This is a genomic window from Pseudonocardia parietis (assembly GCF_017876315.1).
GTDB classification, from domain to species: domain Bacteria; phylum Actinomycetota; class Actinomycetes; order Mycobacteriales; family Pseudonocardiaceae; genus Pseudonocardia; species Pseudonocardia parietis.
On the sequence record NZ_JAGINU010000001.1, the window covers coordinates 5,114,557 to 5,140,376 of the forward strand.

Annotated in this window: 25 protein-coding genes and 1 other RNA gene; 15 read left to right on the forward strand and 11 right to left on the reverse strand. The window is 71.8% G+C overall.

Features of this window, described 5'->3' with window-relative positions:
• Nucleotides 1–390: 390 nt before the first annotated feature.
• The gene (locus JOF36_RS23990; RefSeq protein ID WP_210030998.1) at nucleotides 391–1,569 is read right to left on the reverse strand and encodes an MFS transporter; all 1,179 of its coding nucleotides are present in this window, start codon (nucleotides 1,567–1,569) and stop codon (nucleotides 391–393) included.
• Nucleotides 1,570–1,703: 134 nt separating this feature from the next.
• Nucleotides 1,704–2,246, reverse strand: coding sequence for a DUF6506 family protein (locus tag JOF36_RS23995; RefSeq protein WP_210030999.1), 543 nt, complete (start codon nucleotides 2,244–2,246; stop codon nucleotides 1,704–1,706).
• A gap of 82 nt (nucleotides 2,247–2,328) precedes the next feature.
• On the opposite strand from JOF36_RS23995, the gene JOF36_RS24000 reads away from it, so the two are divergent.
• The 8 genes from JOF36_RS24000 to JOF36_RS24035 all read left to right on the forward strand — a co-directional run bounded on the left by JOF36_RS24000 (nucleotide 2,329) and on the right by JOF36_RS24035 (nucleotide 9,401).
• Nucleotides 2,329–2,955 carry a TetR/AcrR family transcriptional regulator gene (locus JOF36_RS24000; RefSeq protein WP_210031004.1) on the forward strand — a complete coding sequence of 209 codons (627 nt, stop codon included), beginning with the start codon at nucleotides 2,329–2,331 and terminating at the stop codon, nucleotides 2,953–2,955.
• Between the two features lie 146 nt (nucleotides 2,956–3,101).
• Nucleotides 3,102–4,250, forward strand: a complete 1,149-nt coding sequence (locus JOF36_RS24005) for a DUF418 domain-containing protein (protein ID WP_245350961.1) — start codon at nucleotides 3,102–3,104, stop codon at nucleotides 4,248–4,250.
• The gene (locus JOF36_RS24010; RefSeq protein ID WP_210031009.1) at nucleotides 4,237–5,433 is read left to right on the forward strand and encodes a sensor histidine kinase; all 1,197 of its coding nucleotides are present in this window, start codon (nucleotides 4,237–4,239) and stop codon (nucleotides 5,431–5,433) included. Before JOF36_RS24005 ends, JOF36_RS24010 begins: the two co-directional genes overlap by 14 nt.
• A complete protein-coding gene (locus JOF36_RS24015) occupies nucleotides 5,430–6,056 on the forward strand; it encodes a response regulator (protein WP_210031010.1) in 627 nt (208 codons plus the stop codon). Before JOF36_RS24010 ends, JOF36_RS24015 begins: the two co-directional genes overlap by 4 nt.
• Before the next feature lie 196 nt (nucleotides 6,057–6,252).
• The gene (locus JOF36_RS24020; protein ID WP_210031012.1) at nucleotides 6,253–7,710 is read left to right on the forward strand and encodes a serine hydrolase domain-containing protein; all 1,458 of its coding nucleotides are present in this window, start codon (nucleotides 6,253–6,255) and stop codon (nucleotides 7,708–7,710) included.
• Nucleotides 7,711–7,873: 163 nt separating this feature from the next.
• The gene (locus JOF36_RS24025) at nucleotides 7,874–8,287 is read left to right on the forward strand and encodes a VOC family protein (protein WP_210031013.1); all 414 of its coding nucleotides are present in this window, start codon (nucleotides 7,874–7,876) and stop codon (nucleotides 8,285–8,287) included.
• A 74-nt stretch (nucleotides 8,288–8,361) separates the two neighbouring features.
• The gene (locus JOF36_RS24030; protein ID WP_307862564.1) at nucleotides 8,362–8,679 is read left to right on the forward strand and encodes an ArsR/SmtB family transcription factor; all 318 of its coding nucleotides are present in this window, start codon (nucleotides 8,362–8,364) and stop codon (nucleotides 8,677–8,679) included.
• Nucleotides 8,676–9,401, forward strand: coding sequence for an SRPBCC family protein (locus JOF36_RS24035; RefSeq protein WP_210031015.1), 726 nt, complete (start codon nucleotides 8,676–8,678; stop codon nucleotides 9,399–9,401). The genes JOF36_RS24030 and JOF36_RS24035 overlap by 4 nt, the downstream gene beginning before the upstream one ends.
• On the opposite strand, the gene rox is transcribed toward JOF36_RS24035, so the two are convergent.
• Nucleotides 9,387–10,841, reverse strand: a complete 1,455-nt coding sequence (gene rox / locus JOF36_RS24040; protein ID WP_210031020.1) for a rifampin monooxygenase — start codon at nucleotides 10,839–10,841, stop codon at nucleotides 9,387–9,389. The two genes, JOF36_RS24035 and rox, sit on opposite strands and share 15 nt — an antisense overlap.
• Nucleotides 10,842–11,103: 262 nt before the next feature.
• On the opposite strand from rox, the gene JOF36_RS24045 reads away from it, so the two are divergent.
• Both JOF36_RS24045 and JOF36_RS24050 read left to right on the forward strand, forming a co-directional pair.
• Nucleotides 11,104–11,307: a hypothetical protein gene (locus JOF36_RS24045; RefSeq protein WP_210031021.1), complete on the forward strand. Its 204-nt coding sequence runs from the start codon at nucleotides 11,104–11,106 to the stop codon at nucleotides 11,305–11,307.
• Nucleotides 11,308–11,333: 26 nt separating this feature from the next.
• Nucleotides 11,334–11,669: a type II toxin-antitoxin system death-on-curing family toxin gene (locus JOF36_RS24050; protein ID WP_210031023.1), complete on the forward strand. Its 336-nt coding sequence runs from the start codon at nucleotides 11,334–11,336 to the stop codon at nucleotides 11,667–11,669.
• 76 nt (nucleotides 11,670–11,745) lie between these two features.
• Here the strand turns inward: JOF36_RS24050 and JOF36_RS24055 are convergent, their stop codons facing one another.
• On the reverse strand, nucleotides 11,746–12,264 hold the full coding sequence (locus JOF36_RS24055; protein ID WP_210031024.1) for a nitroreductase family protein: 519 nt from the start codon (nucleotides 12,262–12,264) through the stop codon (nucleotides 11,746–11,748).
• A gap of 61 nt (nucleotides 12,265–12,325) precedes the next feature.
• The gene (locus tag JOF36_RS24060; RefSeq protein WP_210031026.1) at nucleotides 12,326–14,128 is read right to left on the reverse strand and encodes a flavin-containing monooxygenase; all 1,803 of its coding nucleotides are present in this window, start codon (nucleotides 14,126–14,128) and stop codon (nucleotides 12,326–12,328) included.
• Between the two features lie 228 nt (nucleotides 14,129–14,356).
• Here JOF36_RS24060 and JOF36_RS24065 point away from each other — a divergent pair, with 228 nt between their 5' ends.
• A complete protein-coding gene (locus tag JOF36_RS24065; RefSeq protein WP_210031027.1) occupies nucleotides 14,357–15,223 on the forward strand; it encodes a mycofactocin-coupled SDR family oxidoreductase in 867 nt (288 codons plus the stop codon).
• Nucleotides 15,224–15,296: 73 nt separating this feature from the next.
• Here JOF36_RS24065 and JOF36_RS24070 read toward each other — a convergent pair whose 3' ends face one another.
• From JOF36_RS24070 to JOF36_RS24085, 4 genes are all read right to left on the reverse strand, one after another.
• Nucleotides 15,297–16,124, reverse strand: coding sequence for a CPBP family intramembrane glutamic endopeptidase (locus JOF36_RS24070; RefSeq protein WP_210031028.1), 828 nt, complete (start codon nucleotides 16,122–16,124; stop codon nucleotides 15,297–15,299).
• Nucleotides 16,125–16,259: 135 nt separating this feature from the next.
• Nucleotides 16,260–16,658: RNase P RNA component class A (rnpB, locus tag JOF36_RS24075), an RNA gene on the reverse strand.
• A 152-nt stretch (nucleotides 16,659–16,810) separates the two neighbouring features.
• The gene (locus tag JOF36_RS24080; protein ID WP_210031029.1) at nucleotides 16,811–18,265 is read right to left on the reverse strand and encodes a protein adenylyltransferase SelO; all 1,455 of its coding nucleotides are present in this window, start codon (nucleotides 18,263–18,265) and stop codon (nucleotides 16,811–16,813) included.
• A gap of 9 nt (nucleotides 18,266–18,274) precedes the next feature.
• A complete protein-coding gene (locus JOF36_RS24085; RefSeq protein ID WP_307862565.1) occupies nucleotides 18,275–19,336 on the reverse strand; it encodes an AraC family transcriptional regulator in 1,062 nt (353 codons plus the stop codon).
• Nucleotides 19,337–19,571: 235 nt separating this feature from the next.
• Here JOF36_RS24085 and JOF36_RS24090 point away from each other — a divergent pair, with 235 nt between their 5' ends.
• On the forward strand, nucleotides 19,572–21,050 hold the full coding sequence (locus tag JOF36_RS24090) for an aldehyde dehydrogenase (RefSeq protein WP_210031033.1): 1,479 nt from the start codon (nucleotides 19,572–19,574) through the stop codon (nucleotides 21,048–21,050).
• Between the two features lie 31 nt (nucleotides 21,051–21,081).
• Nucleotides 21,082–22,260, forward strand: a complete 1,179-nt coding sequence (locus tag JOF36_RS24095) for an LLM class flavin-dependent oxidoreductase (protein WP_210031035.1) — start codon at nucleotides 21,082–21,084, stop codon at nucleotides 22,258–22,260.
• 24 nt (nucleotides 22,261–22,284) lie between these two features.
• Here the strand turns inward: JOF36_RS24095 and JOF36_RS24100 are convergent, their stop codons facing one another.
• Nucleotides 22,285–23,247: a bile acid:sodium symporter family protein gene (locus JOF36_RS24100; protein WP_210031037.1), complete on the reverse strand. Its 963-nt coding sequence runs from the start codon at nucleotides 23,245–23,247 to the stop codon at nucleotides 22,285–22,287.
• 94 nt (nucleotides 23,248–23,341) lie between these two features.
• Between JOF36_RS24100 and JOF36_RS24105 the strand changes: the two genes are divergently transcribed.
• Together JOF36_RS24105 and JOF36_RS24110 are read left to right on the forward strand one after the other, a co-directional pair.
• Nucleotides 23,342–24,106, forward strand: a complete 765-nt coding sequence (locus JOF36_RS24105) for a sulfite exporter TauE/SafE family protein (protein ID WP_307862566.1) — start codon at nucleotides 23,342–23,344, stop codon at nucleotides 24,104–24,106.
• Nucleotides 24,103–25,440, forward strand: coding sequence for an SLC13 family permease (locus tag JOF36_RS24110; RefSeq protein WP_210031043.1), 1,338 nt, complete (start codon nucleotides 24,103–24,105; stop codon nucleotides 25,438–25,440). Before JOF36_RS24105 ends, JOF36_RS24110 begins: the two co-directional genes overlap by 4 nt.
• A 114-nt stretch (nucleotides 25,441–25,554) precedes the next feature.
• Here the strand turns inward: JOF36_RS24110 and JOF36_RS24115 are convergent, their stop codons facing one another.
• Nucleotides 25,555–25,716: a hypothetical protein gene (locus JOF36_RS24115; protein ID WP_210031044.1), complete on the reverse strand. Its 162-nt coding sequence runs from the start codon at nucleotides 25,714–25,716 to the stop codon at nucleotides 25,555–25,557.
• Nucleotides 25,717–25,820 lie beyond the last annotated feature (104 nt).

The window sequence follows — 25,820 nt, forward strand, 5'->3', positions numbered from 1 at the left end:
AGCGACCATCACGCCGTTCAGGACCTGCCGAGCCCCGCGGGTCAGGGTGACCCCGTCAGCGTGGACGTGGGTGCGATCGCCGACCGGCAGGACCGCTCCAGCCGCACCGTCCGGGACGGCGGGCGAGAGATCGGGGGTGGACAAGGGCTCACGAGGACAGTGCACGGGATACTCCGCAGCACGGGATCGAGCCGGGCAGCATGCAGAGGCTATTTGCGGGCAGTCACCACCTGAAACTGGCATCGAGCACGCCGGTCGCCGGCGACCCGCACCCTCCTTCGGAGTCACCGTTGCGACCCCGAGCTGACCGGGCGACGATTCTCTGGTCATCCGACGGCTGTTCGGCGCTGAGGTGCGGACGTCGTCCACACTGGGTCCGGTCGGTCACCCCTACGGCCTCGCAATCCGGTTAGCGTGTCGCACTGTCGCGCGGTGGGCAGCCTCGGAGAGCCCGAGGGCGGCGAGGGTGCCGGCGGCCGCGAGCGCTCCGAGGGCACTGGCGCCGGTGGTTGTGATGCCTACGGCGCCGATGAGGCCGGAAAGCGCGATCGCGAGATAGAGGGCTGCACCGTTGAGCGCTACGGTGAGCGGGGCCTGCCCGCCAAGCCCCAGGATCCGGTAGGTCTGCGGCGCGCTGATCCCGAATCCGATCAGCCCGTATGCGGCGGCCGCGATCAGTGCGCTCGGCAGCGCCGCGCTCCAGTACGGCGTGAGCAGGAATGTGATCGTCAGACCGACGAGGGCGCCGGCGACGACCGGACGTCCCCCGTATCGGTCTGCCAAGCGGCCGGCCAACAGGTTGCCGGCGATCCCGGCCACACCGAGGACGGACAGGATGCTGGCCAGCCGTACACCGTCCCCGCCGGTTGCGTCCTCGGCCACGACCGAGATGTAGGTGTAGGGAACGTAGATCGCGGTGAACGCCACCGAGGTCGTGCCCAGCAACAGCAGCACGCGTCGATCGACCAGAGGCGACAAGCGCTCTCGCAAGCCGAACTGCTCGTCCGAGCCCGGCGACACCGGCGGGATCCAGGTGAGGACCGCGACCGCGACGACCAACGCGAGACCCGCCAGAACGACCATGGTGGCGCGCCACCCGGCAAGCGCGGCCAGCGCCGTACCGAGCGGGGCCCCGACGGCGATGGCGACCGTCATGCCTGTCGTGACCGTCGCGACGGCCCGTCCTCGACGTTCCGGGCCGGCCAGGGTCGCGGCGGTGACGGTCGCCGTCGGCAAGAACAAGCCCGCTCCACACGCGGCGACCACCTGTGCCGCGAGCAGCAGGCCGAACGTTCCGGCTGCCGCGCTCGATCCAGTGCCCGCCAGGTACAGGCCCAACGCCAGCAGCAGGACGCGACGCCGCGCCCACTGCACACTTGACGCCGCGAGCACCGGACCTGCGATCGCCGCACTGAGGCCGAACACCGTCACGACCTGTCCAGCCGTGGCGGCCGAGACTTGAAATGACCTGCCGAGCTCGGGTAGGAGGCCGGCGAGCACCAGCTCACACGTTCCGACTGCGAAGGCGCCGACCCCCAACACGAAGGCGGCTCCCGCCCGGCGCTGCATGCGGCTCCTCACGACGCTGGCGTTGTGCTGGCCCGGACAGCTGATCAGCTCGTACGTGAGCGTGTCGAACTACTTCTTGAAGATCGTAGGGCTCCCTTCACCGGTGGAGGAGTTGAACGACGGACCGGGTGGTGTCAGTCGTCGTAGCCGACGAATCCCACCGGGACCATGCCGCCGCCGCCGCGCAGTACTGCGGCGGCGTACTCGAGGTCGAGGCCGCGGTAGAGCTCGACGAGGCCTGCGTGCGCCTCGGCGAGGCGTCGTCCGACCGACTCCGCATGCTCGATGCCGTCGATCGGGATCATCACCACATCCGGATGCTCGACCTCTTCGGTTCCCTCACCCGCCGGGTAGAGGAACGCCTGGGGCCCGAGGACCTCCCCTGCGGCGAACGCCCGCGTGAACTCGGCGATCCGCTCGAGCGACTCGAAGCCGTACCGAACCAGCCCCAGCCGGGCCCGAGCGCCGACCGCGACGCGCACCGCGTTCGCCTCCGACGCCCCGACGCCGCCGCACAGCTCGATCCGCTCGAATCCCTGATCGACGAGCTCCGCCGCCGTCGACCCGAGACTCTCACCCGTGCTGCCGACGATCGTGATGCCGGGCGCCTGCAGGCGGACGCCCGGCGTTCCCTCGTAGATAACGGCTGTGTTCCCGGTCATGACGTTCTCGGTCATGACGACTCCTCACATTAGGGTAATGTGATTGTGCAATATAGTGGCGTAAACTTCGGAGGGTCAAGGAGCGAGGTGACCACAGATGGCGGTACGCGGCCGGCCCCGCGATGAAGCAGCGAGAGAGCGCATCGTGACAGCGGCGACGTCCCTGTTCGTGCGCGACGGGTATGTCTCCATCACGGTGGGCGCGATCGCCGAGGAGGCAGAGGTGGCGGTGAAGACCATCTATGCCGCCTATGGGAGCAAGCTCGGACTGCTCTCGGCCGCTCATGACCACGCCGTGGCCGGCAGTACCGAACCGACGCCGCTGCTGGCGCACGCATGGGTCCGATCGCTCGCCGACGCCGAATCGGTAGAGGCTGCGTGGGCCGACGCGGCCGCACACTTGGCGGAGTCCACGGCGCGCTCGGCCCCCATCCTGACCGTGATCCATGCCGCCGCAGCCGATCCCGGCGTCGCCGAGTTGCAGGCGGAGCTGCGCAGACAGCGCCACGGGTTCAGCCTCGGCCTGGCCCGGATCCTGCTCCGCCTGCCGGGTGCGGTCCCGCGCTCGGGCACCAGCCGGGTCGCCGACGTCCTCTACGCCACCGTGACCGCGGAGTCCTACTCGCTCTTCGTCACGGAACGTGGATGGACGATCGAGCAGTGGCGGGAATGGGCGCACGACACCGTGGCCCGCGAACTCACCGCCAACGCTGCGCCGGCCTGAGTGAGGAGCCGCCGCGCGCGTCGCGACTTCTACCGGTGACCCGCTCGCCGGACGCTCGACGGTCCGGCGCAACTCATCCGATCGGCCAGTGGCGGCGCCGATGGACCGATACCGGGTCCCGGATCATGTTCATAGCGTTTCGGGGTATGACCCGACACGGAGTGAACAGTCGGTTGGTGGCGCCCGACCTCGGCCGCGGCCTGATGCTGGCATGGATCGCGGTGGCGAACGTGGCGCTGTTCGTGCTCGGTCCCTACGGCCCACGCCAGCACGTCGTGGAAGACGGCCTGGCCGATCGTCTGGTGACCGTCCTGGTCGTCGGGCTGGTCGACGGGCGGGCGTATCCGCTGTTCGCGCTGCTCTACGGCTATGGCGTGGCCCGGTTGTTGCAGCGCTCGGATGCCGGGCCGGTCGTGCTCCGCCGACGCAGCGTCGGCCTGATACTCGTGGGTGCGGTGCACGCGGTGCTGCTGTTCCCCGGCGACATCCTCGGGTTGTACGGCGTGCTCGGGTTCGTCCTCGTCGCGTGCCGGTCGGTGACCGACCGGACACTGACGCTGTGGGCGATGGCCTGGCTGGTCCCGGCGTGTGCGGTCACCGCGATCGTGCACGGCTCGAGCGGCGGCGGCGAGCAGCGCACTTACCTCTGGTCGTTCGCGCTGTCCGACCCGGCGGCGGTGTTCCCGTTGCGGGCAGTGGAGTGGCTGATGACGCCGTTCGCGCTCCTGCCGGTGGTCAGCGCCGCGCTGGTGGGGGTACTGGCGGCCCGGCACCGGCTGCCCGAACGAGCGGCCGAGCTGCATGACCGGCTGCGCAGCGCGGCGAGAGTCCTGCTGGGTGCCGCGGTGCTGGGAGGCCTGCCGAGCGGGCTCGTGGTGGCGGGGTTCGTGCCCGCTCCGGGCCCGGTGGGGCTGGTCGCGCTCGCGTTCGTGCACGCGGTCACCGGTGTCGCCGGTGGGGTCGGGGCTGCCGCGCTGCTGGTCCTGTTCGCCGACCGTGCCGGCTCGTGGGCGACCCCGATGATCGCGTTGGGACGACGGTCGTTGAGCGGCTACCTGTTCCTGTCACTGGTGTTCGCGGTCGTCCTGCACCCGTTGGGCCTCGGCCTGGGCGAACGGTGGGGGACCGCGGCGACGACCGGGTTCGCCGTGGCGGTCTGGATGGCGGCCGTCGGGCTGGCGGCCGGGCTCGCGCGGGCGGGGCGCCCCGGCCCGGCCGAGCTGGTGCTGCGCCGGTTGTCCGGGCAGGCATCCTGGCAGGATGCGCCGGGGAGGTCACCGGATGGACGAACCTGATGTCCTGGCCGACATCGAACGGACCCGCCGGTTCGAGTGGGGCTGGCAGCGCGGCTGGGAGTCCCTGCCCTACCTGCTCGCCGTGCCGGCCGTGGTGTTGCTGCTCGTCGATACCCGTTCGCTCGGGCACGTCTCGGTCCTGGGGTTGCTGGTGCTGCTGGCCTGGCACACCTGGTTCGTGCCGATGCACCCCGAGTGGCAGGAACGCCGGCTGGCGCCGATGGCCGCCTACGTCGGCGGGTACCTGGCGCTGAGCTCGCTGCTGGTCGGCCAGCACCGGGCCTTCCTCGCCGTACTCGTCGGCGGGTACGCACTCGCGTTCGTCGCGCTTCCCGGTCGGTGGGCCCACCTCGGAGTGGTCGGCACCGGAGCGTGTGCGGCTCTCGTGCTCACCCCGGCGCCACCACCGGACCTGCTGCTGCAGATCGCACTGTGGACGGTGGCGGCATCCGCGATCGGGGCCGCCTTCCGGCGCATCGAGACGGAGTCGGCACGCCGGGCGCGGGTGTCCGAGGAGCTGAGATCGGCGCTGCAGCGCAATGCGGAGCTGCAGCAGCAGCTGCTGCGGCGCGAGCGCCGCGCCGGGATCGAGGCCGAGCGAGCACGCATGGCCCGCGAGCTGCACGACACACTCGCTCAGAACATCGTCGCGGTCACGACCCAGCTCGAACTCGTCGACGAACAGCTCGCACCCGGACACGAGGCCCGGAGCCGGGTGCGGGTCGCAGCCGAGCTGGCCCGGGCCGGGGTGGCGGACGCGCGCCGGGCCGTCGCCGCGTTGCGGCCGGACGTACTGGTGGACCGGTCGCTGCCCGACGCACTCGCCGGGGTCATCGATACATGGCAGGAACGGACCGGAGTGGACGTTGCGGTGGAGCAGGTCGGCGAGTTCCCGGAGCTGTCCCGCGACGTCGAGGACGCACTGTTACGCGTCGTGCAGGAAGCACTGACCAACGTCGAACGGCACGCCCGCGCCGGGTCGGTGACCATCACCCTGTCCCGGCTCGGCGACCTGCTCGCCGTCGACGTCCAGGACGACGGGCGCGGCTTCGATCCGGTCAGCACACCCGCCGGCACCGGGCGGCGCGGCATGAGCGAACGGATCGCCGAGCTCGGCGGCACGGTGAGCGTGGAGTCGGCGCCGGGGACGGGCACGACGGTGAACGCGACGGTGGCGGTGTGATCCGGGTGGTGCTCGTCGACGACCATCCCGTCGTACGGGAAGGCCTCGGAGCCCTGATCGCAAGCCAGCCGGACCTCGACGTGGTCGGCGTGGCTCCGGACGGCCGAGCGGTACCGGAGATCGTGGCCCGGACCCGTCCCGACGTGGTCGTGACCGATCTGCGGATGCCCGATGGTCAGGGGGTCGATCTCCTGACGGAGCTGCGCCGGCATCTCCCCGAGCTTCCGCTCATGGTGCTGAGCACGTTCGGTGGGCCGGCCGATGTGGCCTCCGCCCTCGATGCCGGCGCGACCAGTTTCGTCCTCAAGGACGCCGGCCGCGAGGAGGTGTTCGCCGCGATCCGGGACACCGCGCGCGGCAGATCCGTGCTCTCACCGGCGGTTACCGCGGAGCTGCTTCGGTCACGCCGGGCACCGGCCGGCCCCAGCCCCAGGGAACGGGAGATCTTGCTCCTCGTGGCATCCGGCCGGACGAACCAGCAGATCGCCCGGCACCTGCGCGTGTCGGAGGCGACGGTGAAGACGCACCTCGCCCACCTCTACTCGAAGCTCGACAGCCCGGACCGCGCCTCGGCCGTGGCCGCAGCGATCCGGCGCGGCTGGATCGACCTGCAGGAGCCGTGACCGGCGCGGGCCCCTCCGGGGTGATCTCCGGGGGCCGCTCGGGGGCACACCGGAGGAGCCGAGAACCTCGGTCGTCGCACCATCGCCCGGTACACCGAAGACCGGGGGACGGCACCCACCACCACCAGTAGCTCGACAGTTCATGAACCCGCCGTCCCATTGTTCGTGGCGTGCCGGATTCAGGGGGTCACTCACGATGTTGCTGCGCCGCGCCGTGTCCGTCCTCGTCGCGCTGTCGGCGGTGTGGAGCACAGCCGGCGTGGCCGTCGCGCAGGACCGGCCGGAGGGTGTGGACCTCTCCGGAGTGGACGAGTACGTGTCCGGCTACCTCGAACGCCACGGGCTTCCCGGCGCTGCGGTGGCCGTGGTCGAGGATGGGAGAACGATCCACGAGGCCGGGTACGGAAAGGACTCGAACGGGGAGCCGCTGACCGAGCACACACGACTTCGGATCGCATCGGTCTCGAAGTCGATCACCGCGTTCGCGGTGCTCCAGCTGGTCGACGACGGCGCGATCACTCTGGACGGTGCGGTGACCTCGTACCTGCCCGAGCTGGGGCTGGACGACGAGCGGATCGACGAGGTCACGGTCCGTCAGCTGCTCAGCCACACCTCGGGGATCGTGACGCCGACGGTGATCCCGCCGGCCTCGACGCCACGCGAGGGCGTCGCGCGCACCCGGGGCTGGCAGCTCGACAGCGAGCCGGGGACCGAGTACGCCTACAGCAACGCGAACACCTGGATCGCGGCCCGGCTGGTGGAGGTGCTCAGCGGACGGTCGTTCGACGACCACCTCCGTGACCGGGTCTTCGCGCCGCTGGGCATGACCGGCTCCCTCACCACACCGACCACCCGCGACCCGGTGCCCGGCCTGGCGCATGGCCACGTCACGGCGTACGGCCTGGCGTTCGCCGCCGAGGGGCCGGAGCAGCTGGTCGCCGGTGCGGGTGGCGTGGTCAGCACCGCGCACGACATGGCGCGCTGGTTGGCGATGCAGCAGCGCCACGGCGCGACCACCGATGGCCGGCGACTGCTCTCAGCCGCCTTGGTCGAGCAGTCCCACCGGGCCCAGCCCGGCACCGACCGGGCCGGGCTCGGATGGCTGCTCAGCGGCCCGGGCGTCGACCCCGCCCGGGTCGGCCACAGCGGAGTGGCACAGACCTTCCAGGCCCAGACGGACCTGGTGCCCAGCAGCGGGTTCGGCGTCGTGGTGCTGCTCAACAGCCACACCACCTGGCAGGAGCACGCCTACGAGATCAGCTCCGGCATCATCGAGATCACCGAGGGCCACGACTCCGAGGCCGGTACACCGGTGCCCACCCTGACCGATCTGGTGCTGGGTACAGGTGCTCTCGGCGTGGCCGCCCTCGGGCTCCTCGGCGTCCGCCGTGCCCCAGGGTGGGCGGCACGCCGCACCGGTCGGCCACGGTGGCAGATGCTCCTTCGGCTGCTGCCTCACCTGATCGCTCCCGCGCTCGCCACCGTCCTCCTGGTCATCGGTCCGCTTCTCCAGGGAAACAGCCTGACCAGCGCCGACATCGTCCGATTCGCCCCCTCGGCCATGGTGCTGCTCCTGACCCTCGCGGTCGCCGGGGTGGCCGTGATCGGGTTCCGCCTGGTCGCGCTGCAGCGGGCGCGAGGTGAGCGGCCGTGAGCAGGGAACGGCTGGCCTCCGGCCCGGTCCTGCTCTGTCTCGAGCGCGCCCGCGGGCTGGTCGCCATCCGATGAACACACCAGCACGGCCGACGGCGTTGGCTACACCGACCGCGTGCACGACCAGGACCACACCTGTCCTCGACGTCCACCAGGATCTCGGCATGACCCCGACGCTGCAGATCGCCTTCGACTCCGTCGACCCGCACGCACTCGCCCGGTTCTGGGCCGCCGCGCTGGGCTACGAGGTGGAGGACCACACCGAGATCGTCACCGGGCTGCTCGCGGCCGGGCATCTCACCGAGGACGAGGTGCTGGCCGACGGTGACCGCAGGGCCTTCCGCGACGTCGCCACCTGCCGCGGGCCGGGCCCGCGGATCTTCGTGCAGCGGGTGCCGGAGCCGAAGACGGCGAAGAACCGGGTGCACCTCGACCTGCAGTTCGGCCCGGACGCCGCGCCCGCGGAGATCGAGCGGCTCGTCGGGCTGGGCGCCGAGGTGCTGTGGGTGACGTCCGACCGCGGCCCGCTCAACACGACCCTGCGGGACCCGGAGGGCAACGAGTTCTGCGTGAGCTGACGCCGGCCGACGCGGCGAGGTTGATCGCCGTACATGCCTTGCCAGTCATATAACTAGCTGGGTATATTATGGCTGTGTCGCCGTTCACCGCCCTCGCCGACCCGTCCCGGCGCCGGATCCTCGACCTGCTGCGGGAACGTCCGCGCCTGGTCGGGGAGCTCAGCGCCGAACTCGGGTTGAGCCAGCCGGGCACCTCCAAGCACCTGCGGGTGCTGCGGGAGGCCGGACTGGTCGAGGTGCAGGTCGACGCACAACGCCGCAGGTACGCACTGCGGGCCGAGCCGCTCACCGAGCTCGACAGCTGGCTCGCGCCCTACCGCCGTTTCTGGGACCGCCGACTCGACGACCTCGAGCGCACCCTCGACACGATGCCCGACGAGGAGACTCCATGACCCCCGACAGTCTGTCCCTGGACAACGGCCGCACCGTGCTCCGGCTGGAGCGGTCGCTCCCCCATCCGCCGGAGAAGGTGTGGCGGGCGCTGACCACGCCGGAGCATCTCGCGACGTGGTTCCCGTCGACGGTGCGCGTCGATCTGCGCGAGGGCGGGGAGATCGTCTTCGACGACGGTGCGATGCGCGGCGTGGTGACCGCGCTGGACCCGCCCCGGCTCTTCGCCTTCAGCTGGGGCGACGAGGACCACCTGCGGTGGGAGGTGCGCCCGGCCGACGGCGGATCCCTGCTCGTGCTGCACCATGCGTTCGCCGACCGGTTCGGCGCGGCGAGCTTCGCCACGGGATGGACCGCCTGCGTGGAGGGGCTCACGCAGATGCTGTCCGGTCAGGACCCGGTGCCGACGTTCGACACGACCGCTCGGCACGAACAGTACGTCCGGCAGTTCGACCTCGACGCGCCGTCGGTCGCCGACGACACGATCCGGATCGAACGCCAGCTCACGGCCCCGGCCGAGGTCGCCCGGCCGCTGCTGGAGCCGGCCACGCTCGCGGGCGGGACCGTGCGGTGGGAGTTCGGCGCGGGTACGGGTCACGGCGCACGGTTGCTCGTCGTGGCCACCGGCCCGTTCGACCGGCCGGTGCCGGAGGCTGCGGCGCAGCTCCGATCCCGGGTCGCGGAGATCGCCGCAACGGTGTCCTCGGCGTCATCGAGGCGATGAGGGACGCGCGCTGCCCGGATCGGCCGCGCCGAACCACCGCGGCAGCTCGTCGAGCAGGTCCTGCTGGTCGTCGCCGGCCCACGCGACGTGGCCGTCCGGGCGCAGCAGCACCGCGGGAACGTCCAGCTCCTCGCTGACCTCGACGACATGGTCGACCCGATCCGCCCATCCCGCGACCGAGAGCCGTCCGGTCCGGTCGAGCAACAATCCGCGTCCCTCGTGCATCAGCTCGTAGAGCCGCCCACGCTTCAGCCCCACGTCCCGCAGCCGCCGGCCCAGCAGCTCGTGGCCGTCGCCGAGGTCGTAGCGGACGCCGATCGCGATGATCTTCTCGGTCAGGTACCGGTTCACGTCCTCGAATCCGATCAGTTCCGACAGCAGCCGGCGCACCGCCTGGGCCCCAGGTTCGAGTGACATCAGCTGGATCTGCGCGCGGGTGTTGTCCAGCACGGCGGCGGCGACCGGGCGCCGTTCGGTCTCGTAGCTGTCGAGCAGCCCCTCCGGTGCCCGGCCGCGCACCTCGGCGGCCAGCTTCCATCCCAGGTTGAACGCGTCCTGGATGCCGAGGTTGAGGCCCTGCCCGCCGGTCGGTGGGTGGATGTGCGCCGCGTCGCCCGCCAGGAGCACCCGCCCGGCCCGGTAGCGCTCGGCCAGCCGGGTGGCGTCGCCGAAGCGGGAGAGCCAGCGCGGGGAGTGCACGCCGAAGTCGGTGCCGGCGACCGTCTGCAGCTGCTGCCGGAAATCGTCGAAGGTCGGCGGGGCGGAGCGGTCCTCGGCCACCCCGTCGGCGGGTACGACGACGCGGTACGCCCCGTCCCCGATCGGGCCGAGACCGAACCGCTTCTGGGTCTCACGGACCTCGGCCACCATGGCGGCCACCGTCTCCGGCGCCGCGGCGACCTCCATCTCGCCCAGCAGCGTCTCGACCCGGGACGGCTCGCCGGGGAAGCCGACGCCGAGCAGTTTCCGCACCGTGCTGCGCCCGCCGTCGCAGCCGACGAGGTAGCCCGCCCGCAGCCGCGATCCGTCGGCCAGTCCGACCGTCACCCCGTCGTCGTCCTGGCTCAGTCCGGCCACCTCGCAGCCGCGCCGGATCTCGGCGCCGAGCTCCACGGCGTGCTCGGCCAGCAGGCGGTCGGTGGTGGGTTGCCCGATACCGAGGACGTAGGGGTGCGCGGTGTCCAGCCCGTCGGGCACGGGTGCGGTGATACCGGCGAAGAAGCCGCCGACCGGATGCCGGGTGCCGAGGGCGAGGAACCGGTCCAGCAGGCCGCGCTGGTCCATCACCTCGATGCTGCGCGCGTGCAACCCGAGCGAGCGGACGACCCGGGTCGGCTCCGCGGCCTTGTCCAGCACGAGCACCTGCACGTCGTGCAACCGCAACTCGGCGGCCAGCATGAGGCCGGTCGGTCCGGCACCGGCGATGACGACGTCGACCATCGAGCACCCGTTTCGCTGGAGTCAGCTGTCGGCCGGCCGCGCGGGTCCGTGATCTGCGCAGGTCCTGGCCCGGATGCGGAGAGTCTGCGGCGCGACCCGGGTCTTGCCGCAAGACCCCCGGTGCGCTATAGGTTGAAGCTGGCGGCACGAGACCTGATCCCAGAGGAACTGTCTCCGGCGGCAGGTCCTGCCCGAACGCGGTGTCGGCCGGAGGCAACTTCCGCATCTGATGTTTGGTATCGCGAAGCGGTACCATTGGGTCATGGCGATGACCCTTCGGCTGACCGAGGACGATGCCCGACGCCTGCGCGCGCAGGCCTTGAAAGAAGGCACGTCCATGCAGGAAGTCGCCCTGTCCGCGGTTCGCAGCCGCATCGCCAACGCCGAGGACGACGAGCTCGACGCCATCATCACCGACATGCTCGGCACCTACGGCGGCGCGTTCCGGCGGCTGGCCGAGCTGTGACCCGTTACCTCAGTTGGGGCCAGCTCATGCGGGTCGCCGAGGCTGCGGTCGGACACACTGTCGAGGTCCGCGACGCCGGGCTCGTCGAGTCCGCGCTGTACCGGCCGCAGTCCTCGGTGCTCGGCCAGGACGCGTACCCGACCCTGGAGTTGAAGGCGGCTGCGCTGCTGCAGTCGTTGGCCACCAACCACGGTCTCGTGGACGGGAACAAACGAACCGCCGTCGCGGCGACGTACGCGTTCATGGCGCTGAACGGGACCCGGCTGGCGCTGTCCGAGGACGCCGTGGTGCAGCTTGCACTCGACGTGGCGAACAAGCACTTGACCACGGTCGAAGAGATCGCGGAGCGGCTCCGGCGATGAGAGTCACCGCCCTCGCCCTTGGCGCGCGCATCCAGGCGCGAGCGCAGCCCACGGTCGGCTCCTGACCGTGCGTATCTCAGATCAACAGCTCGTCGACGGAATGCCGTCCGATCGGTACCGCGGAACGGCCTCCGGCCGTGCGGCGCGGGAAGCCGAGTGAGAAGCACCAGCGGACCTGCCAGTCGTCCGTGACGTCGAGCAGCCGGCCGGCGCGGGCCACGTTCTCGTCCGGGTAGATCGTCGCCGGGCAGCAGCCGAGGCCCACGCCCGTCGCCGCGAGGGCGACGCTCTGCGCGACCCGCCCCACGTCGAAGACGGTGTCGCGACGGCCGTCGTTCGCCGCGAGAAGAACCAGGACGCACGGGGCCCCGGCGAGATGCCGGGCGTAGGTGCCGAGCTCGGCCAGCGCGGAGCGTGTCCGCTGATCGGTCACGATCCGGAACCGCCAGGGCTGCCGGTTGCGCGCCGACCCGGTCCAGCGCGCCACGTCGATGACGGCGTGCACGGTCTCAGCAGGGACCGGCCGGTCCTCGAAGGAACGGACGGCCCGCGCCGCGACCAGACGACGAAGCGGCGCGAGATCGAGCTCTGACACGGCCCGCGACGCTATCGGGTCGTGTGTGATGACTCCGGGGCACGCCACGAACTGCCGGCGGTCACCCGGAGAAGGCCTCGTCCATGCCCTCGTTCTGCCACCGGCGGAGCAGTTCGGTGAACTCCAGGGGGCCGCCGCCGAAGGACTCGCTGCGCTTGCGTGGTGTGCCTTCCTCGTTGAAGTAGCCGGGGGTGCACTCGGCCTGGAACGCCTGCATGTCCAGGGCACGAGCACGGATGACCTCGACCCAGGCGTCCTCGGCCGCCGCACTCGGCTCGACCGCCGCGCCCCGGCGTTCGGCCTCGGCGACCACCGCGCCGAGGTACTCGGCCCGGTCCTCGAGGATGTGCCCGAAGTTGACCGAGACCACGTTCTGGGTGCTGCCCAGATGGAACAGGTTCGGAAACCCACGGCTGACCGCGCCGTGCAGGGTCCGCAGCCCGTCGGACCAGTACTGCTCCAGCGTGATACCCCCGCGGCCCCGGATCTCGGCGCCCGAACGCGTCGCGGCGGCCACCCCCAGCTCGAACCCGGTCCCGAAGATCACGACATCGGCGGGGTACTCGACCCCCGCGACGACCACCCCATCCGGCGTCATCCGCTCCACACCGCGGCCATCGGTGTCGACCAGCCCGACGTTGTCGCGGTTGAAGGCCTGCAGATAGGTGTCGCTGAAGCAGGGCCGCTTACACAGATGCCGGTACCAGGGCTGCAGGGCCGCCGCCGTCGCCGGATCGCCGACGATCTGCGCGACCCGCTCGCGCATCTCGGCCATCTTCTGATGGTCGGCGATCTCCATCGCCAACGCGGGATCCTCGAGATCCTCCGGGGTGCCGCGCATCAGCCGTTGCCGCCCCCGCGCCGGTGCGGTGTCGGTCCACTGGTCGGCCACCAGATCCTGCTCCGCCGCGGCACCGGTGACCAGGGCGATGAAGTTGTCCCGCCGACGGCGCTGCCAGCCCGGTTCCAGCCCGGCCCACCACTGCGGGTCGGTCGGACAATCGTCGCGGCGATCCACCGTGGACGGGGTCCGCTGCACCACCAGCAGCTCACCGCAGGACGGGGCGATGGCCGGGACGATCTGCACCCCGGTCGCACCGGTCCCGACCAGGGCGACCCGCTTGCCGGCCAGCCCGGGATATTCCCGCACGTCCTCCGAGCCGCCGGTGTAGGCGTAGTCCCAGCGACTGGAGTGGAAGGCGTGCCCGGCGTAGTCCTCGATCCCGGGGATACCCGGCAGCTTGGGCTTGTTGAACGGCCCACTGGACAGCACCGCGTACCGGGCGGTGAACCCGTCACCCCGATCGGTCCCGACCCGCCACCGCGAGATCTCCTCGTCCCAGCGCAGCGAGGTCACCTCGGTGTGCAACAGCGCGTCGCGCAGCAGGTCGAAACGCTCGGCCATCCGTTCGGCGTGGCCCCGGATCTCCGAGCCGGGGGCGTACTTACGGCTGGGCATCCCACCGATCTCCTCCAGCATCGGCAGGTAGATGTAGGACTCGATATCACACGCCACACCCGGGTAGCGGTTCCAGTACCAGGTCCCACCCACCCCACCCGCGGTGTCGACCAACCGGATCCGCCCGAGCCCGGCCTTACGCAGATGCGCCCCGGCCAGCAGCCCACCGAACCCCGCACCCAGGACCACGGCATCGACGTCGTCGGTGACCGGCGTGCGCTCGACCGACGGCTCCGTCCACGGGTCCTCGCCGTAGCCGGACAGGTCCCCGGTCGTCCCGAGGTACTGGCCGGACCCGTCCGGGCGCAACCGCTTGTCCCGCTCCGCGCGGTAGCGAGCCCTGGTGGGCTCCAGGTCGTCGAGGTTCCAGGGCCCGGTGTCGGGTGTCCGCTGTTGATGAAGCATCGCGCGTCGTCCTCGTCGCTCGCCGGCTCGCTCTGACAGTGGCTGGGGCTCCCGTCAGTCAAGCACCTCAGAACCCGAGAACCTAGTCCTCAATTCCGCCAGCACTTGCGTCCTCGACACGTACGACCCCAGGATGACCCCGATAAGTTCACTTTCAGAATACTTAAACGCGAGACCTATCGGTGGACCACGGCCACCGGTGGCCACTGCCCCAGGGAGGAACTCGTCATGCCCGGACGACTCGAAGGCAAGGTCGCCTTCATCACCGGCGCGGCACGCGGGCAGGGGCGTAGCCACGCCGTCCGGCTGGCCGCCGAGGGTGCCGACATCATCGGCGTCGACATCTGCCGGGACATCGAGTCCGTCCCCTACGCGCTGGCGACCCCGGAGGATCTCGAGGAGACCCGGCGCCTGGTCGAGGAGCACGGCCGGAAGATCGTGGTGGCGCACGCCGACGTGCGGGAGCGGTCGCAGCTGCGGGAGGCGATCGACACCGGTCTCGCGGCGCTCGGCCGCCTGGACGTCGTCGTCGCGAACGCGGGCATCCTGCCCGTCCACCCGGGCGGTCGTGTCGCGGAGGACTTCGTCGACGCGGTCGACGTCGACCTCCTCGGCGTCATGAACACCGTTGCGGTCGCACTGCCCCACCTGCAGGAGTTCGCCTCGATCGTGATCACCGGTTCGACGGCGGCCATGATGCCCGCCACGACCAGCAGCTCGTCCATGGGCCCCGGTGGCGCAGGGTACGGCTGGGCGAAGCGGACTCTGATCACCTACTGCGAGCAGATGGCCACCCACCTCGCGCAACGGTTCATCCGGGTCAACACGGTGCACCCGACCAACTGCGACACCCCGCTGCTGCACAACAAGATCAATTACGCGGCGTTCCGGCCGGACCTGGAGAACCCGACCCGAGAGGATGTGCTCCCGGCCTTCACCCGCTTCCAGGCCATGCCCGTCCCGTACGTCGACCCGGTCGACATCTCGAACGCGGTGCTCTTCCTCGCCTCCGAGGAGGCCCGGTACGTCACCGGCCAGCAGCTGCGGGTGGATGCCGGCTGCGTGCTCCAGATTCCGGGCGGCTCGCGGGGCTGACAGCGCCGGCCGGCGCGGACGAGCTCGGCGGCCCGGCAGCGGGCGCCGGCCGGACGCGTACAGGTCCGGCGACTCACGACGACACGGCGGCGGCGGGGGCCGTGGTGTGCGCAGGCCCGCGCAACCGGGCGCCGACGATCAACGCGGCCGCCGTCGCGGTGACCAGCACGACGGCCAGCGCCGCGGCGGAGGAGATCCCGAGGAAGGTGAACCCGGCGTTGAGCGCGGCGTGCATCAGTACCGCGGAGGCGACCCCGCCGCCCAGGCGCGCGCTCACGAACCAGAACAGGTAGGTCAGCGGCACGAACACGAGCAGGAACAGCGCCGCCGCGAGTGAGCCGATGCCCATCGCGGCCTGGCTGGTGCCCTCGACGAAGAACAACGGCAGGTGCCACACCGCCCAGCCCACGCCCAGCACCACGGAGGTGGCGAGCGGACCGAAGCGGCGCTGCAGCCGGGGCTGGGCGTAGCCGCGCCACCCGAACTCCTCCGCGAGGGGACCGGCGACCAGCAACATCACCGACGCCGCGAGCAGGCCCCCGGTCTCACCGACGATGCGTCCGGGCGCCGAGGGGTCGAACGGCGGACCACCCAGCGCCGGCGCCAGTGCGGCCGCGACGACCGAGGGCAGCACCCCGAGCACGACCGCGGCAGGAGCCCAGACCCACACCCGGCTCACCACCGCACGGCCCGGATCCCGCGGTCGGCGGCGGCCCGCGAGCCACAACAACAGCGCCGCCAGTGTCGGGCCGGACGTGCCGATGATGAACCAGGGGCCGCTCGCGGAGCCGTGCATGATCGCGACGGCGAGCGGGCCCCAACTGATCAGCAGCGTGAGGACCGCGAACCAGCACAGGTCGGTGCCGGTCCTCTCCGGATACGGACGGGCGGCGAAGGACATGCCACGACGTTGCTGCACCGCGGGTCCGGTGTGGAGCCGGTGGGCCCGAGGGCGTCGGCGGGAACACCGGTGCCCCGGGCCTCGGGTATGCCCTACGTCACCCCGCTCCCCCGGGCCTGATGCCGGGGTGTGGGGCGGACGAGTCGGTCTGTAAGCCGGATCCTGTTCCCGGGCACCTCACGGTGCACCGTTCGGCGACCATCCATCTCGGCCTGCCGTCGCCGGCAGGCTCCAGCGGTCCACCCGCAGGCTCGGGCGGGCAGCCCTCGTGCGCCTGCGCAGCCGTACTTCCGTACGACCTTTCGACCTTGCTCCAGGTGGGGTTTACCGAGCCACCCCGGTCACCCGGGGTGCTGGTGGTCTCTTACACCACCGTTTCACCCTTACCTCCGAGCGGGCCCGGAGGCGGTCTGTTTTCTGTGGCACTGTCCCGCGGGTCGCCCCGGGTTGCCGTTGACAACCACCCTGCCCTGTGGAGTCCGGACTTTCCTCGACGGGACCCGAGGGCCCCGCCGCGGTCGCCCGACCGACTCGTCCGCACAACGATCATAGCGGTGCCGCGCACCGCTCCCCCGCCGAGATGCACATCAGCGGGAATTGTTGATCTCCTACGCCCGCTGAGCTGCATCTCGGCGCGGAGCGAGGCCGGCGGGGCGCACCTGAACCGCGGAGCGGGCCGGGCCGGGTCAGGTCCCGCAGAACGTCGTGAACGGCGGCGCGTCGGGCCCGGCCGGCTGCGCGAACCGCTCGTAGCCTGCTCGCTCCTCGTAGGGGTGGGCGAGCACCTGGAGCAGCCACTGCAGCGGTTCGAGATCGCCGTCGGCCACGGCGGCGCCGAGGGCGGACTCCACCAGGTGGTTGCGCGGGACGTAGATCGGGTTCACCCGGTCCATCGCGTCCGCGTCGGGGCCCGCGGCCCGCCACGAGGCCAGCCAGTCGTCCGCGGTGGACGGGTCGTCGAACAGGGCGCGGACCGGGCCCTCGTCGCCGCGGGCCGCCGACGCCAGCCGCCGGAAGAACAACGTGTGGTCCGGCTTCTGCTGGGCGAGCAGGGTCGCGAGGTCCTCCAGCACCGGCTTCGCGTCGAATCCCTCGGGTAGCCCGAGCTTGACCCGGTACCCGTCGTCGCGGGCCGCCAGGTACCGGTCGGCGAACCCCTCCAGCACCTCGGTGGCGAGCCGGATCGCCTCGTCCTGGTCGTCGGCCAGCAGCGGGAGCAGCGCCTCGCCGAAGCGGGCCAGGTTCCACTGCGCGATCCCGGGCTGGTTGCCGTAGGCGTAGCGCCCGCCCTGGTCGATCGAGCTGTAGACGGCGCCCGGGTCGTGCGCGTCGAGGAACGCGCAGGGGCCGTAGTCGATGGTCTCCCCGGAGATCGTCATGTTGTCGGTGTTCATGACGCCGTGCACGAAACCGATGTGCATCCACTGCGCGATCAGCGCGGCCTGGGCCTCGACGACGCGGCGGAAGAGCTCCAGGTAGGGCTGGTCCGTACCGGCGCAGGACGGGTGGTGGCGGGCGATCGCGTGGTCGGCCAGCCGGCGCAGCACGTCGGTGTCGCCGGTCGCGGCGGCGAACTGGAACGTCCCGACCCGCAGGTGGCTCGACGCCGTCCGCGCCAGCAGCGCACCCGGCTCCGGGCCGCGCTCGCGCATCACGTGCTCGCCGGTCGCGACGACCGCGAGGGACCGGGTCGTCGGCACGCCGAGTGCGTGCATCGCCTCGGAGATCACGTACTCGCGCAGCATCGGGCCGAGCGGCGCCTTGCCGTCACCGCCCCGGGCGAACGGGGTGCGGCCCGATCCCTTGAGGTGCAGGTCGCGGCGCTGCCCGTCCGGCGCGACGAGCTCGCCCACCAGCAGCGCCCGGCCGTCACCGAGCCGGGGCGAGTAGTTGCCGAACTGGTGGCCGGCATAGGCCTGGGCGACCGTCGTCGCGGACTCGGGCACCGCCGTCCCGGTCAGCAGGCCCAGCCCCTCGGGGGTCCGGAGCACCGCCGGGTCGAGGCCCAGCTGGTGGGCCAGCGCCTCGTTGAGCAGCACCAGGCGGGGTTCCGGTGCGGGCGCCGCGTCCCACGGCTGGTAGAGGCCCTCCAGGTCGCGGACGAAGGTGTTCTCGAACGCGATCTCCGTGGCAGCTGTCATGACTCCAGGCTACGAGCCGTGTGGCGATGCGGCCGGGTGTGCCTGGCCCCGATGCCGTCGCAGGGTCTCGCGGGGCAGCTCCCCGAACCGCTCCCGGTACTGCTGGGCGAAGCGGCTCTGATGGAAGAACCCCCAGCGCAGGGCGACGTCGGTGACCCGCACCGTCGCCGCGTCACAGCGCAGCAGCTCCGCCCGGACCCGGTCGAGCCGGATCCGGCGCAGGTGGTTCATCGGCGACTCCCCCAGCTCCTGCTGGAACGCCGCGTGCAGGGTCCGGATGCTCATGTGCCCGACGCGGGCCAGCTCCTGCGGGGTGAGCGGGGAGTCGGCGTGCTGCTCCATGTACTCCAGGACCGGGCCGAGGCGCCCGGCACGCACCGGGTCCGCGGGTGCGGTCAGCGCGTCGGTGTAGCGGTGCCGCCCGGTGTGCAGCAGCTGGGTCATCACGAACGCCTCGAGCTGCTCGCGGGCGATCGGCATGTCGGCCAGGCCGCCGGGCCGGTCGAGCTCGCGGGCCAGGAACTCGACCGACGCCAGCAGGGTCCGGCCTGTCGGCGTGGTCAGGTCGATGCCGTAGTCGAAGTCGAAGTCGAAGTCGACGATGTCGTGCACGGGGCGGTTGAGCTGCTCGCTCAGGTGGGTCTCCAGGCTCCTGCGCGGGATCTTGAGGATCAGCTGCTCGGCGTCCGGGGACCAGCGGACCGTGTTGGTCTGGTCGGGCTGCAGGACGATGCCGGACGCGCGCGCCGCCGTCCGCGCCCGTTCCCCGTCGGTGCGGTCGGCGCGCGTGGAGCCCGCGACCGTGAGGTTGACGTGGTAGTTGTCCTCGGTCGGCGGCATGACGAGCGTGGCCGACGACGCGTAGGTCAGGTAGCCGACGGTGAACACCCGGTCCGACGTGGCGTTCAGGGTCATCGCGACCCGGTCGTCGGGCGCGGTCAGCTCGTGGTCGAGGTAGATCCGGGTGACGGCGTCGCGCGCCTCCTCCAGGCTCTTCGTGCCGAGGACCGGGTAGCGCAGGAGTCTCGGCGGCGGGACCGCCGCGTCGTCGTCGGGCCGGGTCTGCAACACGGCGACACCTCCTCGGGCCTGCCGGAATTCCTGTCCCTGATCGCAGCCTATGGCCGCCGGTACCGCGACGACCAGCCGCAGAGCGCACATCGTCAGCCGCGCGGCGCCGTTGCGCGGGCCGTCCGGGACGGGTGCACGGAACGGCTCCGCCGCCGCCGTCCACGGATATCGGGCACCTCCCGGCTGTCCCTAACGTCCGCCGCATCCGGCACCACGCTCGGTCGAGGAGAGGTCGATGACGACAACGTTGGAAGAGTTCGGACTGTTCGTCGGGGGGAGGACGGTCGACGCCGCGTCCGGGCAGACCTTCGAGGCCCAGAACCCCTACACCGGAGCGCCGTGGGCCCGTCTCGCCGACGGCGGCCCCGCGGACGTCGACGCCGCGGTCGCCGCCGCGCGTGCCGCCTTCGACGGCGAGTGGGGCGCGATGTCCGGGTTCGAGCGCGCCGCGATCATCCGCCGCTGCGGGGACGCGATCGCCGCGAACGCGGAGCTGCTGGCCCGCCTGGAGGTCAACGACTCCGGCAAGCTCCTGCGCGAGATGCGCGGCCAGCTGACCGGTCTGCCGCAGTGGTACTACTACTTCTCCGGGCTCGCCGACAAGATCGAGGGACGCACCGTCCCGCCGGTGAACCAGAACTACTTCGGCTACACCGTGCGTGAGCCGCTCGGCGTCGTCGGTGCGATCACGCCGTGGAACTCGCCGCTGCTGCTGCTGACCTTCAAGCTCGCGCCGGCACTGGCGGCCGGCTGCACCATGGTCGTCAAGCCCTCCGAGCACGCTCCGGCCTCCACCGTGGCGTTCGCCGAGATCCTCTACGAGGCGGGCCTGCCCGCCGGGGTGCTCAACGTCGTCACCGGATGGGACCGTTCCACCGGCGAGGCGCTCGCGAACCACCCCGGGGTCGACAAGATCGCCTTCACCGGCTCGACGGCCACCGGTACCAAGGTCGCGCAGGCCGCCGTCGCGAACGTCAACCGGGTCACTCTGGAGCTCGGCGGCAAGTCCCCGCAGATCGTCTTCCCGGACGCCGACCTCGACGCCGCCGCGAACGGCCTGGTCGCCGGGGTGTTCGCCGCGACCGGCCAGACCTGCATGGCCGGGTCCCGGCTGATCGTGCACGCCGACGTGCACGACGCGCTGGTCGAGAAGGTCGTCGCCCGGGCGAACGCGATCAAGCTGGGTGACCCGACCGACGCCGCCACCGAGCTGGGCCCGGTGGCGAACCGGGCGCAGTACGAGAAGGTGCTCGGCTACCTGCGGGGCGCGGCCGACGAGGGCGCCACCTTCGCCTGCGGCGGCGAGCCGGACGCCGAACGCGGCGGGCTGTTCGTGAAGCCGACCGTCGTCACCGGCGTGACCCCGGAGAACACCATCGTCCGCGAGGAGGTGTTCGGCCCGGTGCTGGCCGCCTACACGTTCACCGACGAGGACGAGGCGCTGAAGCTGGCCAACGACACCCCCTACGGCCTGGCCGGTGCCGTCTGGACCAAGGACGTGCACCGCGCGCACCGGGTGGCCGGGAAGCTGCGCGCCGGCACCGTGTGGATCAACGCCTACCGGGTGCTCGCCCCCAATATGCCGTTCGGCGGCTTCGGTGCCAGCGGCATCGGCCGGGAGAACGGCGTCGAGGCGGTCAACGAGTACACCGAGAACAAGTCCGTGTTCGTCGAGCTGACCGGCGGCACCCGCGACCCCTTCCAGCTCGGCTGAACCCCTTTCCCCCGTTGTCGAAGGAGACACCGTGACCATCACCGCCAACGAGCGCCTCGGCCTCAACCCGACCGACCCCCGGCCGGCCGAGGAGACCCGGCCGCTGGTCGACCGCACGCAGACCAACCCGCTGTTCGGCGACCAGAAGATGAAGCTGGGCCTGTTCGGCACCAACTGCTCGTACGGGCTGATCATGAGCCACGCCCCGTCGACCTACGAGATCACCTGGGCGCACACCAAGGAGATCGCGCAGCGGGCCGACCAGCTCGGGTTCGACGTGCTGGTCCCGGTCGCCCGCTGGAAGGGCTTCGGCGGTTCGACCAACTTCAACGGCAACTGCTTCGAGACCTACGCCTGGGCCGCGGGCCTGGCCGAGGCCACCGAACGGATCGCCATCGGTGCCACCTCGCACCTGCCGACCGTGCACCCGATCGTCGCGGCCAAGGCGGCCACCACGATCGACCACATCTCGGGCGGCCGGTTCGCGCTCAACCTGGTGATGGGCTGGGTGCCGCCGGAGATGGAGATGTTCGGCCGCGAGCAGCGCGAGCACGACGCGCGCTACGACTTCGGCCAGGAGTGGCTCGACTTCGCCACCCGGCTCTGGACCGAGGAGGGCTCGTTCAGCATCGACTCGGAGTTCTTCACCGGTGACCTGCTCGAGGCGTACCCGAAGCCGCACCAGGCACCCCGCCCGGCGCTGCTCAACGCGGGCAACTCGCCGCGGGGCATCGAGTTCTCCGCGCGCAACGTCGACATCAACTTCGCCTCGCTCGACACGCTGGACAACATCAAGAGCTACACCGACGCGCTGCGGGCGAAGGCGCGTGAGGAGTACCAGCGCGAGATCAAGGCGATGACCTACGGCCTGGTCGTGTGCCGGGACACCGAGGACGAGGCCAAGCGGGCCTTCCGGCAGGTCGTCGACGAGGGCGACTGGGGCGCGGCCGGCAACGTCATCAAGATCGCCGGTTCCGGTGAGAGCCAGTCGTTCGACCACGCCGTGCGCGAGATGCAGGAGCGCTTCATCGCGGGCTGGGGCGGCTACCCGATCGTCGGCACCCCGGAGCAGGTCGCCGAGGAGCTCGGCCGCCTCAACGAGGCGGGCATGGAGGGCATGATCTTCGGGCTGATCGACTACAACGAGGAGCTCAAGTACTTCGGCGAGCGGGTCATACCGCTGCTGAAGGAGGCCGGGCTCCGGCACTGACCCGGTACGGCCCGGGGTGGGCCCTCAGCCGCCCCGGGCCGTGCTGTCCACCGGTTCCTGCTGCACCGGGCGGCGCGACCAGTAGCCGGCCAGCGCTGCGCCGGAGACGTTGTGCCACACCGAGAACACCGCTCCGGGCAGGGCCGCGGCCGGGCCGAAGTGCACGGTGCCCAGGGTCGCGGCGAGCCCGGAGTTCTGCATGCCGACCTCGATCGACACCGCGCGCCGGGCGGCGACGTCGAGCCGCAGGGCCCGTGCGACGAGGTAGCCCAGCGCCAGCCCGGCGACGTTGTGCACGACGACCACCGCGACGATCGCGAGCCCGGCGGTGAGCAGCGAGTCCGCCGCGCCTGCCACGACCGCCAGCACGACCGCGGTGATCCCGACGACCGACACCAGCGGCAGCGCAGGCGTCACCCGGTCGACGATCCCGCCCGCCCAGCGCCGCAGCAGGAAGCCGAGGATCACCGGCACCAGCACGATCTGCACGATCGAGAAGAACATCGAGCCCGGCGACACCGGCAGGAACCGGCCGGCGAGCAGCAGCACCAGCAACGGCGTCATGATCGGCGCGACCAGGGTGGACACCGACGTCATCGCCACCGACAGCGCGACGTCACCGCGGGCCAGGAACACCATCACGTTCGACGCGGTGCCGCCCGGTGCGCAGGCCACCAGGATCACGCCGACGGCGATCTCCGGCGGCAGGTCCACGAGTACGGTGAGCAGCCAGCCCAGCGCGGGCATCACGACGTACTGCGCGCCCAGCCCGATCGCGAACGCCGAGGGCCGCCGGGCGATGTAGGCGAAGTCGACCGGGCGCAGCGTCATGCCCATCCCGAGCATGATCACCGCGAGCAGCCAGGGCACCGCGGGTGACCAGCCCGCGAACGCCTCCGGCACCGCCATCGCGATCGCCCCGGCGATCAGGACGATGACCGGGAACCACCGCCCGACGACGCCGCCCACCTGCTCGACCCGCTGCATCCCACCCACGGGCGCAGCCTTTCACCTGACCAGGACGCGGGGGCGAACGGGCCGTGCTGATGGCGGTACGTGTCCGTCGGGTTACCGTCCGGTGGTGATCGACCTATCCCAGCCGTGGGAGCTGGTGTTCCTGCTCGTCGCCGGGTTGCTCGCGGGTGCGATCAACGCCGTCGCGGGCGGCGGGTCGCTGCTGGTGTTCCCGGCGCTGCTCGCCGTCGGGTTCCCGCCGCTGGCCGCGAACGTCACCAACTCGGTCGCGCAGTGGCCCGGCTACGTCGGCATCGTCCTCGGGGCGCGCCGCGAGCTGCCCGGGCAGGGCCGGCGGATCGTGGGGACGGCGATCGCCGCGGCGCTGGGATCCGGGATCGGCTGCGCGTTGCTGCTGGTGCTGCCGGCCGCGGTGTTCGACGCCGTCGTCCCGGCCCTGGTCATCCTGGCCAGCCTGGCGATGGCGGTCGGCCCGATGCTCAAGCGCGTGATAGGCGACCCGGAGGACGGGCAACGCGACCGCACGGGTGCGCTGATCGTGGCGGTGTTCGTCGCCTCGATCTACGGCGGCTACTTCGGCGGGGCGCTCGGCGTCGTCCTGATCTCGACGCTGGCCCTGTTCGCGCACGACGAGCTGCGCCGGCTCAATGCGCTCAAGGGCGTGCTGTCGGTCGTGGTCGCGACGGTCACCACGGCCGTCTTCGCGGTCGGGGCGCCGGTGGACTGGCTCGCGGTCGCGCTGCTGGCGCCGACGACGCTGATCGGCGGCTACGTCGGTGCGCTGCTCGCCCGGCGGATGCCGGAGAAGCTGCTGCGCTGGGCGGTCGTGCTGCTCGGTCTCGCCGTCGGCGTGGCGCTCTACCTGCAGTGAGCCTGCTGCTCGGGGTCGCTCTGCTGGCGGTCGTGCTGGTCACGGCCACGCTGCGGCCGCCCCGGCTGTCCGAGGCGGTCGTGGCGGTGCCGGCCGCGATCGTCGCCGTCGCCGCCGGGCTGGTGACGCCGGCCGGGGCGTGGGCCGAGATCGGCGAGCTCGCGCCGACCGTCGGGTTCCTGGCCGCGATCCTGCTGCTGGGCCATCTCGCCGACGCCGAGGGCGTGTTCCGCTGGCTGGGCTCGCGATTGGCCCGGGCCTCGGGCGGGTCCCCGCGGCGGCTGCTGGCGTGGGTGTTCGTCGCGGCGGCGGGGACGACGGCGGTGCTGAGCCTGGACGCGACCGTCGTGCTGCTGACGCCGGTCGTGCTGGCGACGGCGACGCGCCTGCGGGTGCCCGCACGACCGCACTCCTACGCCTGCGTGCACCTGTCCAACTCGGCCTCGGGCCTGCTGCCGGTGTCGAACCTGACGAACCTGCTGGCGTTCTCCGCGTCCGGGCTGAGCTTCCTCGGCTTCGCCGGGCTGATGGTGGGGCCGTGGCTCGCGGTGATCGCCGTCGAGTACCTGGTCCTGCGGTGGTTCTTCGCGCGGGACCTGCCGGGCCGGGCCGAACCCGAGGCCGGAGCCGGGGCTGCGGAACACCGGGCGGGCGCCCCGGGCTGCCCGAGCCGGCCGGACCATTCCGGCGCTGCGGCCGGCGCCGATCCCGAAGGGGCGGCGACGTCCGGACCCGCCCCGGTGGCCGCGCTGGCCGTCCTCGCGGCGACCCTGGTCGGTTTCGGAGCGTCCTCGGCCGTCGGGATCGGGCCGGGCTGGGTCGCCGCCGCCGGGGCCGCGGTGCTCGCTGTCCGGGCGCTGCTGCGGCGGGCGACCGGACCGGTGCAGCTCGTCGCGGCCGCGTCGCCGGGGTTCTGCCTGTTCGTGTTCGCGCTCGGTGTCGTGGTCGAGGGCGTGAGCGGGCAGGGACTCGCCGCGTGGCTCGGCGCACTCCTGCCGGACTCCCCCGACCTGGCCGGGCTGCTCGCCACCGCCGTGCTCGCCGCGGTGCTGGCGAACCTGGTCAACAACCTGCCGGCGACGCTCGTGCTGCTCGCCGCCCTGGGCCCGGCACCGCACGCCGGTCTGGTGCTGGCCGTGCTGCTCGGGGTGAACGTCGGGCCGAACCTGACCTACGCCGGTTCGCTGGCCACGTTGCTCTGGCGGCGGATCGCGGCCGGGCACGGCGCGGCGCCCCGGTTCGGGACCTTCGCCGCGCTGGGTGCGCTCACCGTGCCCCTGGGCCTGCTCGCCGCGACCCTCGCCCTCTGGGCCTCGCTCACACTCGCCGGCTGAGGCTCTCGGGCGTGGTGTGCCGGGGATGATCGCGGAGTCGTGCAGGATAGGTGCCGGATCTGGCACCTATCCCGCACGAACCGGCGATCATGGGCTCGTCGCAGCCTCGGCGGGTCAGGAGCCGTGGGCCATGTCGTGACCCAGATCGGTGTCCGGATCCACCTCGCGGGTCGGCACACCGAGCGGGCGGGAGGTACCGCGGCGCTGCTGCGGCAGCCGCGCGACCACCTTCATCTCGTGGGCCAGGTCGTAGCCGTAGTCGTGCTCATGGGACATCGTTCCAGCAGACCGCACCGACATCGTTGTCTCTCCGTTCCCCGCGACTCCGAGACATCACGCTCCGTACGCCGCCCGCCCCGTACGGTGCCGATTGATCATCG

Coding starts and splice junctions, on each gene's coding strand:
- JOF36_RS23990 (WP_210030998.1), bottom strand. CDS start 1,569: ATGCAGCGCCGGGCGGGAGCCGCCTTCGTGTTGGGGGTCGGCGCCTTC.
- JOF36_RS23995 (WP_210030999.1), bottom strand. CDS start 2,246: ATGACCGAGAACGTCATGACCGGGAACACAGCCGTTATCTACGAGGGA.
- JOF36_RS24000 (WP_210031004.1), top strand. CDS start 2,329: ATGGCGGTACGCGGCCGGCCCCGCGATGAAGCAGCGAGAGAGCGCATC.
- JOF36_RS24005 (WP_245350961.1), top strand. CDS start 3,102: ATGACCCGACACGGAGTGAACAGTCGGTTGGTGGCGCCCGACCTCGGC.
- JOF36_RS24010 (WP_210031009.1), top strand. CDS start 4,237: ATGGACGAACCTGATGTCCTGGCCGACATCGAACGGACCCGCCGGTTC.
- JOF36_RS24020 (WP_210031012.1), top strand. CDS start 6,253: ATGTTGCTGCGCCGCGCCGTGTCCGTCCTCGTCGCGCTGTCGGCGGTG.
- JOF36_RS24025 (WP_210031013.1), top strand. CDS start 7,874: ATGACCCCGACGCTGCAGATCGCCTTCGACTCCGTCGACCCGCACGCA.
- JOF36_RS24035 (WP_210031015.1), top strand. CDS start 8,676: ATGACCCCCGACAGTCTGTCCCTGGACAACGGCCGCACCGTGCTCCGG.
- rox (WP_210031020.1), bottom strand. CDS start 10,841: ATGGTCGACGTCGTCATCGCCGGTGCCGGACCGACCGGCCTCATGCTG.
- JOF36_RS24045 (WP_210031021.1), top strand. CDS start 11,104: ATGGCGATGACCCTTCGGCTGACCGAGGACGATGCCCGACGCCTGCGC.
- JOF36_RS24050 (WP_210031023.1), top strand. CDS start 11,334: ATGCGGGTCGCCGAGGCTGCGGTCGGACACACTGTCGAGGTCCGCGAC.
- JOF36_RS24060 (WP_210031026.1), bottom strand. CDS start 14,128: ATGCTTCATCAACAGCGGACACCCGACACCGGGCCCTGGAACCTCGAC.
- JOF36_RS24065 (WP_210031027.1), top strand. CDS start 14,357: ATGCCCGGACGACTCGAAGGCAAGGTCGCCTTCATCACCGGCGCGGCA.
- JOF36_RS24070 (WP_210031028.1), bottom strand. CDS start 16,124: ATGTCCTTCGCCGCCCGTCCGTATCCGGAGAGGACCGGCACCGACCTG.
- JOF36_RS24080 (WP_210031029.1), bottom strand. CDS start 18,265: ATGACAGCTGCCACGGAGATCGCGTTCGAGAACACCTTCGTCCGCGAC.
- JOF36_RS24090 (WP_210031033.1), top strand. CDS start 19,572: ATGACGACAACGTTGGAAGAGTTCGGACTGTTCGTCGGGGGGAGGACG.
- JOF36_RS24100 (WP_210031037.1), bottom strand. CDS start 23,247: ATGCAGCGGGTCGAGCAGGTGGGCGGCGTCGTCGGGCGGTGGTTCCCG.
- JOF36_RS24115 (WP_210031044.1), bottom strand. CDS start 25,716: ATGTCCCATGAGCACGACTACGGCTACGACCTGGCCCACGAGATGAAG.